11 protein-coding genes are annotated in these 16,794 nt (G+C 57.7%); 5 read left to right on the top strand and 6 right to left on the bottom strand.

Annotation, left to right across the window (positions count from 1 at the left end; translation table 11 throughout):
* Positions 1 to 89: 89 nt before the first annotated feature.
* The 4 genes from EJA71_RS06010 to EJA71_RS05995 are packed head-to-tail and all read right to left on the bottom strand — an operon-like array spanning position 90 to position 2,691.
* Positions 90 to 1,403: a sensor histidine kinase gene (locus EJA71_RS06010; RefSeq protein WP_158955167.1), complete on the bottom strand. Its 1,314-nt coding sequence runs from the start codon at positions 1,401 to 1,403 to the stop codon at positions 90 to 92.
* Positions 1,400 to 2,068, bottom strand: a complete 669-nt coding sequence (locus EJA71_RS06005) for a response regulator transcription factor (RefSeq protein WP_158955165.1) — start codon at positions 2,066 to 2,068, stop codon at positions 1,400 to 1,402. Before EJA71_RS06005 ends, EJA71_RS06010 begins: the two co-directional genes overlap by 4 nt.
* Positions 2,069 to 2,071: 3 nt before the next feature.
* The gene (locus EJA71_RS06000; protein WP_158955163.1) at positions 2,072 to 2,383 is read right to left on the bottom strand and encodes a PepSY domain-containing protein; all 312 of its coding nucleotides are present in this window, start codon (positions 2,381 to 2,383) and stop codon (positions 2,072 to 2,074) included.
* The gene (locus EJA71_RS05995; protein ID WP_158955161.1) at positions 2,383 to 2,691 is read right to left on the bottom strand and encodes a PepSY domain-containing protein; all 309 of its coding nucleotides are present in this window, start codon (positions 2,689 to 2,691) and stop codon (positions 2,383 to 2,385) included. Before EJA71_RS05995 ends, EJA71_RS06000 begins: the two co-directional genes overlap by 1 nt.
* Before the next feature lie 248 nt (positions 2,692 to 2,939).
* On the opposite strand from EJA71_RS05995, the gene EJA71_RS05990 reads away from it, so the two are divergent.
* The gene (locus tag EJA71_RS05990; protein ID WP_158955159.1) at positions 2,940 to 4,019 is read left to right on the top strand and encodes a patatin-like phospholipase family protein; all 1,080 of its coding nucleotides are present in this window, start codon (positions 2,940 to 2,942) and stop codon (positions 4,017 to 4,019) included.
* Between the two features lie 85 nt (positions 4,020 to 4,104).
* Positions 4,105 to 4,461 (top strand): 6-carboxytetrahydropterin synthase QueD, encoded by a 357-nt coding sequence (gene queD, locus EJA71_RS05985; protein WP_007915588.1) that lies wholly within the window; start codon positions 4,105 to 4,107, stop codon positions 4,459 to 4,461.
* A gap of 69 nt (positions 4,462 to 4,530) precedes the next feature.
* Here the strand turns inward: queD and EJA71_RS05980 are convergent, their stop codons facing one another.
* Entirely contained in the window at positions 4,531 to 11,667 is a 7,137-nt protein-coding gene (locus EJA71_RS05980) for a TcdA/TcdB pore-forming domain-containing protein (RefSeq protein ID WP_158955157.1), read from the bottom strand.
* 477 nt (positions 11,668 to 12,144) lie between these two features.
* Between EJA71_RS05980 and codB the strand changes: the two genes are divergently transcribed.
* The 3 genes from codB (at position 12,145) to EJA71_RS05965 (ending at position 15,433) form a co-directional block, all read left to right on the top strand.
* Positions 12,145 to 13,416, top strand: a complete 1,272-nt coding sequence (gene codB, locus EJA71_RS05975) for a cytosine permease (RefSeq protein ID WP_158955155.1) — start codon at positions 12,145 to 12,147, stop codon at positions 13,414 to 13,416.
* A gap of 15 nt (positions 13,417 to 13,431) precedes the next feature.
* On the top strand, positions 13,432 to 14,667 hold the full coding sequence (codA, locus tag EJA71_RS05970) for a cytosine deaminase (RefSeq protein ID WP_158955153.1): 1,236 nt from the start codon (positions 13,432 to 13,434) through the stop codon (positions 14,665 to 14,667).
* A gap of 118 nt (positions 14,668 to 14,785) precedes the next feature.
* Positions 14,786 to 15,433, top strand: coding sequence for a carboxymuconolactone decarboxylase family protein (locus EJA71_RS05965; protein ID WP_158955151.1), 648 nt, complete (start codon positions 14,786 to 14,788; stop codon positions 15,431 to 15,433).
* A 261-nt stretch (positions 15,434 to 15,694) separates the two neighbouring features.
* Here EJA71_RS05965 and EJA71_RS05960 read toward each other — a convergent pair whose 3' ends face one another.
* Positions 15,695 to 16,675: a diaminopimelate epimerase gene (locus EJA71_RS05960; protein WP_158955149.1), complete on the bottom strand. Its 981-nt coding sequence runs from the start codon at positions 16,673 to 16,675 to the stop codon at positions 15,695 to 15,697.
* Between the last annotated feature and the right edge of the window lie 119 nt (positions 16,676 to 16,794).

The raw sequence follows: 16,794 nt of genomic DNA, 5'->3' as shown, positions 1-16,794 counted from the left end.
GATGGCGATGTCATATTCAACATTGATGTGCCTGACAGACCGCCATCGCGAGCAGGCTCACTCCTACAGGATTCAGGCACGGCCCGGGATCAGCGTTTGGGCAACTCGATTACTACCTTCAACCCGCCCCACTCACTCTCGCCCAACACCAGCAACCCGCCCCAGGTGTCGACGATGTCGCGGACAATCCCCAGCCCCAGGCCATGCCCTTGGGTCTGCTCGTCCAACCGCGTCCCTCGGCTAAACACCTGAGCGCGCTGCTCTTCAGGAATCCCCGGGCCATCATCTTCCACGCTCAGGGCAAAGCCATCCGTACGCTCGACCACGCTCAAGCGCACTTCGGCATCCGCCCATTTGCACGCGTTATCCAACAGATTCCCGAGCAATTCGAGCAAATCCTCACGATCCCACGGCAGTTGCAATCCCGCCGGTGCGACGTAACTCAACGCCAGATGCTCGCCATGAATCATGTTCAACGTCGCCAGCAATCCCGGCAGTTCCGCATCGCAATCGAACAACGCCCCCGGCAGCGCATCCCCGGATAACCGCGCTCGATTGAGCTCACGGTTTAGCCGTTGCTGCACCTGTTCCAGTTGTTCGGTGAGGACTCTGCGCAACTCGGGATGGGCATCCAGCTTCTCGCTCGATGCCAGGCTCAACAGCACCGCCAACGGCGTTTTCAATGCATGGCCGAGATTGCCCAAGGCATTGCGCGAACGCTTGAGACTGTCTTCGGTGTGCGCCAGCAAATGGTTGATCTGCGCTACCAGCGGCTCCAGTTCCACCGGCACCTGATCATCGAGTTGCGAGCGCTGGCCCTGCTGCAGTTGCGCGATCTGCTCGCACGCCCTTTCCAAAGGCTTCAAGGCGCGGCGTACGGTCAGGCGCTGCAAGAACAGAATCAGCAGCAATGCCGCCAGGCCCAGGCCGAGGCCGATCTGGCGCATGCGCTGAAAGCTCTCGCGCACCGGCGTGTAATCCTGCGCAACGCTGATCGAAATCGACTGGCCCAAGCGCCGGTAGTCCGAACGCAGCACCAGCAGTTGCTGTCCGTCCGGGCCCAATTGCAGATTGCTGTGCAGGCCGGCGTGTTCGAGCAGCGGCAGGTCCTGATCCCACAACGAGCGCGAGCGCCAGTGGCTGTCGGCAAAATCGATGCGAAAATAGTGCCCGGAAAACGGCCGCTGGTAGGCCGGTGAAAGATGACGTTCGTCCAGCTGCAAACCTTGCGGGCCGCGCACCAGCGCCACCAGCAGGCTTTCACTGTCGTTGCGCAGGCCGGCTTCGAGGTAGCGCTGCAAACCCACTTCGAACAGCCACAGGCTGGTTTGCGCCAGCACCACGCCGACGATCACCATCACGCTGATCAAACCCAGGCTCAAGCGGCGCTGGATTGACCTCACGAAGCTTGCCCGCCGAACAGGTAACCCTGGCCGCGACGGGTTTCGATGACGCTTTTGCCGAGCTTGCGGCGCAGGTGATTGACGTGCACTTCGAGGACGTTGGAGTCACGCTCGGTTTCACCGTCGTACAGGTGTTCGGCGAGGTGACTCTTGGAGAGGATCTGTTCGGGGTGGAGCATGAAATAGCGCAGCAGGCGGAATTCGGCAGCGGTCAGCTGGATGTCGGCGCCGTCACGCACCACGCACTGGCGACCCTCGTCCAGATGCAGGCCGGCAGCCTTGAGCGTCGGCTGATTGGCCTGGCCTTTGGAGCGGCGCAACAGCGACTGAATGCGCAAGTACAACTCTTCGGGATGGAACGGTTTGGTCAGGTAATCATCGGCGCCAGCCTTCAATCCCTCGATGCGTTCGGCCCAGGAATCGCGCGCCGTAAGGATCAGCACCGGAATCGCCAGACCGCCAGCGCGCCACTGCGTCAACACCTCAAGTCCCGGAACGCCGGGCAGGCCGAGGTCGAGAATGATCAGGTCATACGGCTCACTACTGCCCTGATACAGCGCATCGCGACCGTCGGCCAGCCAATCCACCGCATAGCCTTGACGCTGCAGACCGGCGAGCAATTCGTCGGCCAGCGGTACGTGGTCTTCCACCAAAAGCAAACGCATCGATCAATCTTCCTTGTCTTTCACAAGTTCGCCGGTAGCGGCTTTCAGGTGCAGCTCGCGCGCCACGCCTTCGGCGGTCAGCAACTCGACTTCATAAATATAGATGTCATGTTTTTCTTCCAGCTCGACTTCCAGCAGCTTCGCGCCAGGATAGCGATCCATCGCCTGCTGCAGCACTTGCTCCAGCGGCAGGATCACCCCCTGCTTGCGCAGATTGAGGGCTTCGTCCGGACCGAGGTCGCGGGCCATCGCCGTCGAGCAAAACATCACCAGCACCCACGCCGTACGGCGGGTGGCGCGAACATTAACCTTCATTACGTATCCTGATGATCCTTGAGAACCTGCCCGGTCACCGCGTCTAATTCCAGATCCCATTCCAGCCCTTGCGGGTCACGCATTTCGATCTGGTAAATGTACTTGCCGTACTGCTCTTCCAGCTCGGTATCGGTGATCGTCGAGCCCGGATGTTTGCTCAGCGCGGTGGCATTGAGCTTCTCGAAGGAGACGATAGTACCAGCGTCGCGCAGACGCAGGGCTTCGTCAGGGCCGAGATCGCGGGCGTGGGCGAGGCTGGCAGTGAAACCGAGGATCGAGGCAATGGACAGGGCAGTCAGGGTTTTCATGGTGTCTCCGTATTTTTTATGTGCAGCTTTACGGTGGGCACCTTAGCGATTTGAACTTAACTGAAACTGAATTGCCATCATTCCTCCAGCGCAACATATATCCCCTTGTAGGAGTGAGCCTGCTCGCGATAGCGGTGTGTCAGTTAGCACTTACTTGACTGATAAACCGCAATCGCGAGCAGGCTCACTCCTACAAGGTTTTGTAACATGTGCTTATAATTGTTCGCTTGCTAACGATCGAGACCGGTATGACCGCCATCCACATCAAATTTCCCGCCCTCACTCTCAAGGCCGGCCCGCGTGCCATGGCGCGGATTCGCGCGCAGGGCTTGAACGCTGCCGATGTTGGCACCCTGCCCGGCGCCGCCGGTGGGCCGAAGGCGTTGGGGATTCAAGGACTGGATCTGGCGCTGTTCGGCGAATGGCTGCCGAGTGCGCCGCGTGAGCGTTCGCTGATCGGCGCCTCGGTCGGTTCCTGGCGCTTCGCCAGCGCCTGCCTGCCAGACGCCGCCGAAGGCATTCGCCGTCTCGGTCATTTGTACGCCGAGCAGAACTTCAACAAAGGCGTGACCATGGCCGAGATTAGCCAGAGCTCGCAGCGCATGCTCAATGACCTGCTCGACGGCCGCGACGCGAGCATCCTCGACAACGCCCACTACCGCTTGAACATCATGGTGGTGAAAAGTCAGGGGCGTTTGGCCGACGATCATCGCGGTCGCCTCGGGCTGGCGCTGGGCTCGGTGATTGCCGACAACCTGCGCGGTCGCGCACGGCTGTCGCGGCACTTCGAACGGCTGATCATCCACGATCCACGCCTCGCCCCGCCCGTGAATACGCTCAGCGATTTTCCCTCGCGCTTCGTCGCGCTGAACGCCGGCAATCTGCGCCAGGCCTTGTTGGCCTCGGGTTCGATCCCGATGGTCATGGAAGGCGTGCGTGATCTGCCGGGCGCCGGTGCCGGAACCTTCCGCGACGGTGGTTTGCTCGACTACCACCTCGACTTGCCCTACAGCGGCGACGGCATCGTGCTCTATCCGCACTTCACCGACCGGGTGATTCCCGGCTGGTTCGACAAGACCCTGCCGTGGCGCAAGGCCTCGGTGGAGCGTTTGCAGGACGTGCTGTTGCTCGCCCCTTCGAAGGAATATCTGGCGCGCCTGCCCTACGGCAAACTGCCCGACCGCAATGACTTCAAACGCTTCATGGGCGATGCGCCGGGCCGGCAGAAATACTGGCACGCGGCGATGGACGAAAGCCGTCGACTGGGCGACGAGTTCCTCGAACTGACTGCCAACGGTCGCCTCGCCGAGCGCTTGCTGACCCTTTAGTCAGCACGGCCAAACACAAGCTGGTAAACTCGCCGCCTGCCCGAATCGCTGCGGCGAACGCCATCTGAACAGAGCTGAAAATACCGTGGAAATCTTCAAAGAATTTACCTTCGAATCCGCCCACCGCCTGCCGCACGTCCCGGACGGCCACAAGTGCGGACGTCTGCACGGTCACTCGTTCAAAGTGGCGCTTCACCTCAGCGGCGACCTCGATCCGCACACTGGCTGGATCCGTGACTTCTCGGAAATCAAAGCGATCTTCAAGCCGCTGTACGAGCGTCTGGATCACAACTACCTGAACGACATTCCTGGCCTGGAAAACCCGACCAGCGAAGTGCTGGCCAAATTCATCTGGAATGAAATGAAGCCATTGCTGCCGGAACTGAGCGCGATCCGTATCCACGAGACGTGCACCAGCGGTTGCATCTATCGCGGCGAATAAACAAAAAGGCTCGAGAGCAGACAATGCTCACGAGCCTTTTTTTCAGCGACTACGGTGTCGCATGGTGTTTCAGTCGATGAGTGAATTGATCACCGTCTTCAATTCGACTCCGGATCGTTTCAGTGCCGTCAAGGCCGCGCACAACTGTTCGCTACTGTATTTGTGCTCGCGTCCATCAATGCTGAAGCTCAAATTCAGCGGCACTTGATCTTGCTCTTTTTGCATTTCTTGCGGATCCGGATTCAGAATTATCAGGGTGTGTGCACTGTCCGGATGAATCAGCAACAGATGTTCCCCAGCCTCGGACAGCAGCAGTTGATCACAGCCGGCCATTCCCAACACCAGGTTGTGCTCAATCGACCCGACCTGCTCAATTGCATATCGACGATCGATCACCAGACACTCCAGACCTTGCCAGACCTCGTCCGTGACTTGGCAAGTCTGCGACAGCGCCCCGAACTGCAATATCAATGTACTCACACCATCGACCAGCAAAGGCCTCAAGTCATCAATTTTGGCTTCGGTGCTGAGCGTGAGTACTTCACCCTCCCGGGTTGCATGACTCCCCGTCAGCCAGACGTGGCTTTGTGAACCATGGTTAAAGACCAAACCCTCCACCGGTTCGAACAGCAACGACTCTTTTTTGTCCTTCACCCCCAGCAACGCCGCCCACTGTCCGTCTTGCCGCCCCTTCACCGTCAACAAATAGTCCTTATCCGGGACGTAGTAGGTAAAGTTCATGCCTTTTCTCTCAATGGCAAGCATGGGCGCATAAGCGTGGCCGGAAAGCAGTTTGCCCAAACGCGCTTTCAAAGACATACCGCTCTGCTCGGACTGAACCCACTGATTCTCGACGCCGACAATTCTCGCTGGCTGATGATCAGACAGCGCCAGATTGACGCCCTCGCGTGTATGACCCAGCAAGCCTTGGCCATTAATCTCCACCTTGGCGAATGACCACTCGGACCAGACCTTTTGCGCAGTCGGCAACAATTGCGGATTCAGCAGTCGTGTGCCGCCGGCGAACGCCTCACGCACCGATGCAGGTGAGCTCAACGCCTGTCGATAGAGTTGCCCCGTTTCGATTTCGAGCAACCAGGCCGCCTGACCGCCAGGCGTCAGCCCCAACAGCGCCAACTCCTTGCCAAGAGCGACATGACTCACCAGAAATCTGTTGTCGACACACCAGACGGCCAACACACTACGTTGGGTGAAGTCGGACAAACCAATAACAGGGAAAGGCTGTTTACCATAGGTACTGACTACTTGACTCAGTGCTTCGGGCCAGCTCTTTTGCTGTTCGAGCCAACGCTTACCCACGCCGATAAATGCCAGCACACCGTTTTGATTGATTTCGAACATCCAGCCATTGGTCTTGGTCATGATGTAGCGATCTGATGACTGAGTCACTGTTGCAACATCGGATTCCAGGACTTCATCGGGCATGAAGTCATCCTCTTGAGGATGGGGAAAACCACGAACCAGTGACTTGTTTTCAACGTCGTAAAAAATCATCGCATCGTCCGCTTGATGCGACATAAGCAGGATTCTTTGCAGGGAGTGGTCGTTATTGAAATAGAACTTGAAATCGACCAGGCAAATCCAGCCGGTGAGCACAGCTTCGCCCACGTTGTGCCCACGCAGCGCGACGAAATCTGCGGCTTGCCAAACGCTCATTGGCACGTCCATAGCGATGATTTGATCTAGCTTCCTATCTGGCAGCCTAAAGCGCTGCAGCGGTTCTTTCCAATAATCCACATCAAACATGTCTTCGCGCCAGACGTTTTCGAACGCGTTGAAACGGACAAGCGTTATGGTGTCTTCTGCGATCAGATATTCCAGCGAGTATCGAGTCTGCTCGCCAATGGTTTTTTCCTGCACTACGCGAAGTTGCCCATCAGCCCTAAGCTCAGCCGCAATGATTTTCGACCCCTGACGTGGACTCAGCAGGCGGAAGGCATGTTTGACGTTCCCGGTGACAGCATCAACACGCCACACGGTCGCGTGATCCGGGTGATAGAACCACGCGTGCTGGCCCGAAACAGCGGCCAATGCAACACCCTCAACCAAAGAGGCAGGAAGATCGCGCACATACACCATCCGGTCCGCAGCCGCATCGTAGTAACCCGTGGTGTACCGCGGCTCAGACTTTTTCCGGAGCGGAATGACAAAGTTATTCAGGGGCACATAAGCCGTGGCGAGGCGATTGGCCAGTGACAGTGTGCGCAGACGTTGCAATACGCTGGCAATGTCGACAGGCTTCGCGACCTCCAGTGAAGGAGGGGATGTTTGCGCGGGTTTATCCAACGTGATCGACACCAGCATCCAAACGTTTCGCTCAGGATTAAACTGAAACAATTCCCCCCCTTTGAGTTGGAGAAATCCTGTGAAACCCGTGATCTGGATATTATCCACGTACAGCGTCTCGCCTTGAACGGCGATATCTCTTTCGCTTGCCCACGGCGCATGAATCACCCAGCTGACAGTGTCTTTCCATCCTTCAAGTGACTCCGTTCCGACCGGCAGCGACTGACGCAAACGTACGGAGACAACACCGCGTGCCAGCTGCAACTGGGTTAACCCTCTGTCCGCACTGATGTCGTAACTCAATGTCCGATGCCATGCATGCGGCAGTTCAGGAATCACCAGATAACGCGCATGCTCATCCAGTTGCACCGTAATCTTTGTGCGTTTGTAGTCTGGAATCAGCTTGTAAAGAATATGTGGGCCCGACGAACTGGCAAAAAACTGGAATCGCCGTTCACCATCCTCGAAACGGAACTCGATACTCTTTTTCCACATATCCAGAATATTCGGATATGAAGTCCGCGAACCCAACTCGCTTTCTTCCTCCAGCATCTTTACGAAAGTAGACTGGTGGTCTCTCAAGCGATCTACAAGGTCAGCGTCCGGCACAAAATTGGCGGACCCCAACTGAAACTGATAACCGTAGTAACAAAGCGGTGTGCACGGCAATACAACAGTGTGAATGTCACGATCACCTTTGTGACCGAATTCACGATGGCTTCCTATTGATAGCGCTTGGCGGATATTGATTGCACGATGCAGGTCTTCGGCTTTTGTGCTGTAGTTCGGCAGGCCCAACGTCGCGAGAATCATTGGAAAAAACTTCTGGCTATCGAACTCGACCCGGCGCGCTTTCAGGTCAAGGCGAGTAATGACCGCTTCCTCAGCGAACTTCAGCACCCCTTCCTTAATCTCAAAACCTTCAGGCCCATAGGCCTCGTGAATCATGAACAAATGCCTGCCCACAGAATGGGCCTGGTCACTGATTCGCCCCAGATTACTGGCAATGGCCGCAAATCCTAAGCCAATGCCCAACAGCGGCACGGTCAGAATCGATGCCACCGCGCCCACCGTTCCGCCCACAACCAACGCGGTCACATCAAGTGCCGCCGTCGTCAAATCGAACCCCAATTGCGTCGTCAATCGCGATCGTTGTTCCTCATTGCTCGCCTCCATCAGGCCATGAATATCGAAACCGATATTGAGCAAGGAGAAGCCGATGCCGACCGACGCACCGACACGCCCCAACAAACGTCCAGACAAAGCAGCCTTTTGCGTGATCAATGCCTGTTCGGTGGCAGCCACCTGGCGTACGAGTTTGATCATTTGCGCCGCGTCCATCAGCACGCCATAGCCCAACTGCGCATAGCTCACATAAACCTGGATCTGCATTGCCACCGACAACCCCGGCAGCGCGCCATGTTCTGCCTGGTAATCCCGACTGCGCATCGCGGTGATCAGAGCCTGGAAGGCGAAGGCGAAGCTCAGTCGACTGCCACCATCGCTTTCGCCAGGTGCCGTATTCTTTACGGCGGCGCGCTCAACCAGGTGATGAATGTGGTTCCTGATTTTCAGAAACCGCGAATCGGCGGTTCTGACATTGACGGTTTTCTCGGGGTTGAACGGATCGATCAGCGTCATCGTGAAATGATCGTTCCCGCTTTTTGTAAGCGTGTCCAACAATGGCACAAACCTGTGATCTAACGAATTTTCTCTGCGCAATTGCCGGGTGGCCAGATCGAACTCGTGCACCTGCTGGTAGGCATCCAACTGCACCAGACTCTCGCCCAACCTTGAGTTATCCGACAAGGAGCGATGACGCAGAGCCGCCTGATGCTGCCACACACTGACAGACTGGGCTGCCGAAATGGGTTGATTCACCAGCAGACCGCCGACTTGCACTCTCGATGGCAGCACATTCTCAGCGATTGCCTTGGTGTTGAGTTCGATCACATTGAAACTCAGTTCGCCCGAAGCCGGCAGGCCATAGAGCTTGGCCAACTCACCGCCCTCGCCCCTCAAATAGCCCTCGACGGCTTCTTGCATTCGCGCATGTTGAGCAAACCCGTACACGGCAAAGTTCGGGTCGAAAAAGCGATAGGCCGTCTTGTCAGCGCTCACCACCTTGGCCAGCAACAGCGCATGGTTGCCGGTATCCAATAACAGGACACTGGAGTTTTTGTTCGCTTGCAGATTTTCCATGGCCGTCTGCAGAGTCTGTGTCCCCAGCGGCTTGCCAACGTCGGCCATACGCACGTCACTCAGCTCGTCCAACGTCAACAGCAACGCTCGCGAATCCGCATCCTGTGGCGCCAGACTGGCATTGGCAACCCTGCCGACCACCGTGCGTTCGGCGCTTTCACCGGCGTTCAATGCTGCTGCCATGAGCAAAGACAGTGGGTAACAGCGCCGACCGGGATCACCGACGGTGTGCGTCAGAAATGCCTGGGGAATTTGCCGCGCAGAATCTGCCCCGGCGTTGAAGAACTGCTCACGCACACGACCGGCGCGCTTGAGGATATGGGTGCGGTACTCCCAATGGGCAACGCTGTTGACCTGCGCGATGTGCTGGCGCCATTGGCTCACGGTCATCAGGTCGGTCAGTGCCAGCGCCTTGAGCTCACGCGCGCTTCTATCGCTCGCTTTGGCAGTGCCTGTCATCGGGGATTCGAGGGCAGGTAACTGACGCTGCTGCAGTAGGTCCTCGATCGCGGCAAAACGAGCGAATACGCCACCGTCGGCAGTGTCCTTCGCCAGGCTCTGCGCCGATTGCCATGCATCGGCAAACCCTGTGACGTCGAGGGTTTCAGCGCCAAACAAGCCACCGATAATCACCCGTTGCAACGGACTCAGCTGTTCAATGGGCAGTGTGCCCCGCGCCAGATGGACCAGCAGTTCGTTGAAATTACCCGTCTGCTGCGCTCCCACAGAATCCGGTATGGCGCTACCGACCTGGTTCAGCATCTGCTGACGCTCGTCGACAGTCAGCTTCGCGCTCTTCTCGAACACCACCTCGCCACTGAGCTTGTCGGTCATGGCGCGAACGAAGGGTTCACCCAATTCATCGATCAGGCGCTGCACGATGGCGGTCACCAGCACCGGTTTGCCTTCGGCCACGGGCCAACCGCGTTTAAACGTCAAGGTATTACCCGGCCTGAGCAATTCTCCCAGATTACCGCGGTAACGCATCTTGAACTTGCCCTCACGCCATGCTTGCTGTTCTGCTCGCGCCCATTTGTTTTCTAATTCTTGGCGCTCTGTCCAGCCGCTGATAGAGTCTTCTTCGGTCGCCGCGTTATAGCCCTGTTTGAGGTATAAATGCTTAGGGGCCTCTGCGCACCAGGCAGCGGTGTATTCACGCCCCAGAAAGACCTCCGAGCCGGCCTTCAAGGCTCCCGGCCCCGTCAATGTAATCGTGCCCCCTGCGCCCGGTAAGACGCCATCACGGTGATAGTCCATCATCGCAGACATTACTTTTTGGGAATAAACAGACTTTACGGATACATTCTTTAAATTGACGAAAGGCGACTCAATTTCGTGCATTTTTTGTTGAATGAGCGCCGTGGTTTCGTCGTCGCCCCACGCCTTGCCTCTTTGATCCAACTCTTTCTCTACGGCTTCGATAATGTCGTAGTAGTAGCGGATGACTTTCATCGTGGTCAGCGTCATTGCGGCTTGCGGATGCGCAGTAACATAGGCATTCATCAAGCTTGGAATCTTGCCATTATCGTCATATGGCGCCCCCATTCCAAACATGTCAACGGGCGTCGATTGCGCCATCAGCGGCGCGAAAATCTGGTGAAGGGGCGGTTTGGATTTGGCGAAACTTTCCAGGACGGCAATATGCTCTTGTGGAATATTCTTTACATAATCCGGATATCGACTTCCGTCCCGTCCCGGCATCAATGCCTCATTGTGATTGAGCAATAATTGCAATACACCTGCTCGAGCGCCCTTGTCCAATCCCGCAACATTGACACCCGCCATCTCTTTTACCAAGGGGGGCAAGTAATCCAGATCGCTGTAGGTACCGCCCTCGCGATCCTCGACCTGCAGACGGACAATATCGGACGCGGCAGCAAAGTTGCCCCTATAGGAAATTTCACGATCATAGGCGGACCAGAGAAAGTGAGACTGGAACGCCTCCCGTGCGTTTCGCAACTGAACATTATCCGCGACCATGTCCAAGTGGCTCTGCAAGTACCGTGCTCTGTTAGCCTGGAGCTGCGACTTGTCCTGACCAAAGGCCGCGACAAGAAACTCAATGCGCGCCTCGTCAGGACTGAGCCCACGCAACTGCGCCTGCCGAAGATAATCTGCCGCTTGCCGACGCAGGGCAACCAGCCTGGGTTCATAGGTCTGAAAGAGTTGAAAATTCGTCAACGGTTCGTTGCCGTTCGACTGCATGGCGTCTGCCTTCGCCGCCTGAATAAGCGTGCGACTCAAATCAAAGGCCATCAACGCTTCGGGGTCGTACCAAATGCTGAAGGTGAAGTCCTTGGGGGCCTGGGCTTTCCATATATTGAAATAGTCGCGCTGATTGACGCCAAACGCCGCCCCGCCCACCCAGACAAAATGCATATGATTCGGCACTTCTTTACTGACGATCGTTACGGTGTTTTGCAATCGTCGATGATAGTCATCAATTTTGTTCAAGAGTTTGCCAAATCCGGGGGACTGATTATTGCCGCCCAGGTGTTGCAGCGTTTCCCTTAGCAGGCTGACGACAACAAACATATCGCTGGATTTTCTCTGCAGCAATGCAGTCTGGTAATACTCCAGCACCGCTTCGTAATGCTTGGTTCCCTTGAAATCCACCAAAGCACTTTCGATTTCAGGAACAGACACTAAATTTTGCAGCTCCAGCGCCTCATTTACTTCTACCTCTAGCTCGCTCACGATACTTAACCCTTATCTTCAAACAATAAAAAAACAGGCCGCCCGACAGCCGCAAAGCGGCCCAGCAACATCACTCACTTATCAAGCACTCTTTAATCTGGATCTACAGTATTTCAACACGACAATTAAACGAAATGGATTTCAACCACAAATAATTGCAGACAGAAAACGAATTAAAACTCGTTAAAAAACCAACAACATCGGCAAACTTTTCACACATATACCGACACTGTTACAAGACACCTTATTGATAACATCAGTCATTTAAACCAATGCCAGGTGGCCGTCATTAGGTACTTCGCCTGATTCGCGCAATTGGTCTGCAGACTCGCCCCATAACGGACTTCAGTACGAACAATTGCACCGCTTTCGCGCCCATCCACACGACTGGTCTATACATAACCCGCGCCACCCGGCATTTGGCACGACCACTGCAACCCTCTCCCGCGTCTTCCCCTTTCCAGCAAGGACCGCCCCATGACGCAGCACGCTCCCGGCAACGATTACCCCCTCAGCGAAGTCCCCATGCATGCGCGCAAAGGCCTGGCGTCCACGGCGATGGTGTTACTGGGCTTCACGTTTTTCACCGCGACCATGTTTGCCGGCGGCAAGCTCGGCGTGGCCTTCAGTTTCGCCGAGATGATGGCGGTGATCATCGTCGGCAACTTGCTGCTCGGCCTGTACGCGGCGGGCCTGGGTTACATCGCCTTCAAAAGCGGCCTCAATTCGGTGTTGATGGGCCGTTTCTGCTTCGGTGAAGTGGGCAGCAAGCTCAGCGACCTGATCCTTGGTTTCACCCAGATCGGCTGGTACGCCTGGGGCACGGCGACTGCGGCGGTGGTAATCGGCAAATACTTTGATTTGAACGAAGGCACGGTGCTTGGCCTGATGGTGTTGTTCGGTCTGATGTTCTGCGCCACCGCGTACGTCGGTTATCGCGGGCTGGAGATTCTCTCGTACATCGCGGTGCCGGCGATGATGTTGCTGCTGTTGCTGTCGATGTGGGTCGCCACGGTGAAAGTCGGCGGCTTCGAAGGCTTGCTCAGCGTCGTCCCAAGCGGTTCGCTGGACTGGTCGACGGCGATCACGCTGGTGTTCGGCACCTTCGTCAGCGGTGCGACACAAGCGACCAACTGGACGCGTTTTTCGCGCTCGGCAAAAGTCGCGGTGCTGGCCAGCCTGATCGGTTTCTTCATCGGCAACGGCCTGATGGTGCTGATCGGCGCGTACGGCGCCATCGTTTATCAACAGCCTGACGTGGTTGAAGTGCTGCTGTTGCAAGGTTTCGCCATGGCCGCGATGGCCATGCTGTTGCTGAACATCTGGAGCACCCAGGACAACACCATCTACAACTTCGCCGTCGCCGGTTGCAACCTGCTGCGTACCGGTCGGCGCAAGACCGTCACCCTGGCCGGTGCGGTGATCGGCACCCTGCTCGCCCTGCTGGGCATGTACGACATGCTCGTGCCGTATCTGATTCTGCTCGGCACGGTGATCCCGCCGATTGGCGGGGTGATCATGGCGGACTTTTTCTACCGCTGGCGCGGGCACTATCCACGCCTGGCCGACGCACGGTTACCGGCGTTCAACTGGCCGGGGCTCGGGGCCTACGCCGTTGGCACCATCGCGGCGTTCAGCTCGCCATGGGTCGCGCCGCTGGTAGGGATCGCCGCTGCCGCGCTAACGTATGTCATCGTCACCGGCGCGCTCGGCGCTCGCAGCGCGGCCGCGCCACTACAAGACTTATAAAAAAGGATTCGCCTGATGCACATCATCAACGCCCGTTTGCGCAACCAGGAAGGTTTGCACGAATTGCACCTGGAAGACGGCCTGATCCGCAGCATCGCCCGTCAGACCGAAGCGCCGACGCTGGGCCCGGAAGACCTCGACGCCGGCGGCAATCTGGTGGTGCCGCCCTTCGTCGAGCCGCACATTCACCTCGACGCCACCCTCACCGCTGGCGAGCCGCGCTGGAACATGAGCGGCACGCTGTTCGAAGGCATCGAATGCTGGGGCGAGCGCAAGGTCACCATCACCGAAGAAGACACCAAGACCCGCGCCAAGAAAACCATTCAGACCCTGGCCGCTCACGGCATTCAGCACGTGCGCACCCATGTCGACGTCACCGACCCGCAACTCACCGCGCTCAAAGCCATGCTCGAAGTGCGCGAGGAAAGCCGTCACCTCATCGACCTGCAGATCGTCGCGTTCCCACAGGAAGGCATCGAGTCGTTCCGCAATGGCCGCGAGCTGATGGAAGAGTCGATCCGTATGGGCGCCGATGTGGTCGGCGGCATTCCGCATTTCGAGTACACCCGCGATCAGGGCGTCAGTTCGGTGAAATTCCTGATGGACCTGGCCGAGCGCACCGGTTGCCTGGTCGATGTGCATTGCGACGAAACCGACGATCCGCATTCACGGTTCCTCGAAGTGCTCGCCGAAGAAGCGCGCAGCCGCGACATGGGCGCCCTGGTCACCGCCAGCCACACCACGGCGATGGGTTCGTACGACAACGCCTACTGCGCGAAACTGTTCCGCTTGCTCGGGCACTCCGGGATCAGTTTTGTCTCCTGCCCGACCGAAAGCATTCACCTGCAAGGCCGCTTCGACAACTTCCCGAAACGCCGTGGCGTAACCCGCGTGAACGAGTTGCTCGAAGCCGGGATGAACGTGTGTTTCGGTCAGGACTCCATCGTTGACCCGTGGTATCCGCTGGGCAACGGCAACATCCTGCGTGTGCTTGAGGCCGGGCTGCATATCTGCCACATGCTCGGTTATCGCAACCTGCAAAGTGCGCTGGATCTGGTCACCGACAACAGCGCCAAAGCGATGCATCTGGGCGAGCGTTATGGCCTGGAACAGGGACGGCCGGCGAACCTGCTGATCCTGTCGGCGGACAGCGATTACGAGGTGATCCGCAGTCAGGGCTTGCCGCTGTATTCGATTCGCGGCGGCAAGGTGTTGATGAAGCGGACGATGCCGACGGTCGAGTTCGTCTAAGGTAATGAAGTCGGCGTCGCAATGACGTCGACTTCCCCCACTTCGATGGACGCTTTTTCATGCTGAAGTTCGTGCGTAGTTGATCAGCCGCCATCCTCATTGGCTTGAGGATTTCTCCATGAACCACAAACCTTCGCCCATGGCCACGCTGTACCACGAAGGCCGACATACCTTTACTCAACTTGTACCCGATGGCGGCGCTCGGCTTGATGCGCTGTTTCACACCGTGCCCGCGCTGGGCGAGTTGGCGGTGGGTGTGGTTTACGGGCATTTGCATGCGCGCCCCGGCCTCGACCCGCGCTTGCGTGAAGCCGTGTCGTTTGCGGCAATCGTCGCCTCGGGCATGGTCGGCCCGCCATTGAGTGTGCACCTCAAGACAGGACTGGCTTCGGGGTTGGCGCCCGGTGAAATGACCGAAGTGCTGTTGCAAGCCTCGGCATTCGCGGGGTTCCCTCGGGCGGTGAGTGCGGCGGAGCAACTCAATCGGCTGTTCGACGAAGCCGGCCTGAGCTCACCGCCCGCACCGACACCCCGTGAACTCGCGCTGTTGTTCTGTGAACAAGTACGCGTCGGGCATGCGCCGATTCCTGTCAGTGCAGCGGTGAAACGGCAGTTGAAACATGCGGGGCGACTGGTGCTGCAGGCCAGCTCGGCGCAATCGGTGATCGTTGAATGTTTTGAGGATGAGCCGTCGCCACGGGCACTGCTGCGGTTAGTTGTAGAGGGTGATCAGGTGGTGTCGGTGACGTTGTTCAAAGCTCACTGACGGGGTAACTCTGAGGGCCTCATCGCTGACAAGCCAGGCTCCCACAGGGTTTTGTGTTGAACACCTCATTTGTGTGCGCCACTGCCCCCCTGTAGGAGTGAGCCTGCTCGCGATCGCGGTGTGTCAGGCAACATATGATTTGAAGGGCAGTCCGCTATCGCGAGCAGGCTCACTCCTACAGGGTTATGCGGGTGGACTGGTATTTGTGTTCACCACAAAACCCTGTGGGAGCCTGGCTTGCCAGCGATGGCGGCATTGAATTCAGTCCATCAAACGCGCCGTACCGAACAGTCTGACCCGCACCAATTCCCCGTCCACTTCTTCGAGCAAAATCGGCGCGGTTCCGCCGGGCATGACCACTTGCACTTCTCCGGCCGTCGCCCAACCCACCCGCCATGCCGCAGACGCCACCGCACTGGCGCTGGTGCCGGAGGATGCGGTCGGCCCTTCGCCACGTTCGAAGACCCGCGCGACGATTCGCTGCGCAGATTCACGCACCGCCCATTGCAGATTGACGCCCGCCGGGCAGGGTTCTCCGGCACCGGTCGGCATGGCGTAGGTGATTCGGGTCAGGCCTTCGTTCAGGGGCGATTCGCGCATCTGTTGATTGCTCGGCAATGCATCCTTGTCGCTGAGTAACGTCACGCAATGCGGATTGCCGATGCGCACGAACTGGCTGTGTGACCATGCCGGATCGAGTGTCGCCAGCGGCTTCACCTGACTCACGTCGCGCCCGTTGAAATCGACGTTTTCCACGTTCTGCGCAGCCACCGCACGAGGCCCGAAACCGGGTTGGCCGAGGTCGAGCCAGAAACCTTGAGCACCTTCGACTTCCGCCGGTTTCACCGAGGTTTCCACGGCCTCGCCCTTGTCATGATGCACACGCAACATCGCACCATCGCGCGGCATCAAGCCTGGCTCGGTGAGCGCCTGAGAGAAAATCGTCAGGCCGTTGCCACTGCGCTCGGCAAGGGAGCCGTCGGTGTTGACGATCAGCACATCGAACGGTGGCGAGGTCTGGAACGGGCCGATCAGCAGGCCGTCGCTGCGGTGGGATTTGCTGTTCGGTGGACGCTGGCCTACGGGCCAGTCGCAGCAGAGGCTGATCGCCGCAGTGCTCCACGATTGGCGTGACGAGGCGCACTGCGCGGCGCTGGCGGATAAATCGATACCGGCCTGACGCAGAGTCTGTGGAGAAACCACGCCATAAACATTGCCCCGCGCGTCATAAAACTGCGTCATCACTCATAATCCCTGCAACCGAAAAAACCAACTGTAAACCGCAATTCACTGTAGGAGCTGCGGCACGCTGCGATCTTTTGATTCTGATCCTGAAAACACAGATCAAAAGATCGCAGCGT

Origin of the sequence: Pseudomonas sp. PB106 (assembly GCF_009764645.1) — a bacterium.
In the GTDB taxonomy this organism is placed as follows: Bacteria; Pseudomonadota; Gammaproteobacteria; order Pseudomonadales; family Pseudomonadaceae; genus Aquipseudomonas.
This window is presented reverse-complemented; position numbering and strand designations above follow the sequence as displayed.

What these genes read in the sequence shown, in the direction of transcription:
- EJA71_RS06005 (WP_158955165.1), bottom strand. Translation starts at nt 2,068, where the DNA reads ATGCGTTTGCTTTTGGTGGAAGACCACGTACCGCTGGCCGACGAATTG.
- EJA71_RS06000 (WP_158955163.1), bottom strand. Translation starts at nt 2,383, where the DNA reads ATGAAGGTTAATGTTCGCGCCACCCGCCGTACGGCGTGGGTGCTGGTG.
- EJA71_RS05995 (WP_158955161.1), bottom strand. Translation starts at nt 2,691, where the DNA reads ATGAAAACCCTGACTGCCCTGTCCATTGCCTCGATCCTCGGTTTCACT.
- EJA71_RS05990 (WP_158955159.1), top strand. Translation starts at nt 2,940, where the DNA reads ATGACCGCCATCCACATCAAATTTCCCGCCCTCACTCTCAAGGCCGGC.
- codB (WP_158955155.1), top strand. Translation starts at nt 12,145, where the DNA reads ATGACGCAGCACGCTCCCGGCAACGATTACCCCCTCAGCGAAGTCCCC.
- codA (WP_158955153.1), top strand. Translation starts at nt 13,432, where the DNA reads ATGCACATCATCAACGCCCGTTTGCGCAACCAGGAAGGTTTGCACGAA.
- EJA71_RS05965 (WP_158955151.1), top strand. Translation starts at nt 14,786, where the DNA reads ATGAACCACAAACCTTCGCCCATGGCCACGCTGTACCACGAAGGCCGA.
- EJA71_RS05960 (WP_158955149.1), bottom strand. Translation starts at nt 16,675, where the DNA reads ATGACGCAGTTTTATGACGCGCGGGGCAATGTTTATGGCGTGGTTTCT.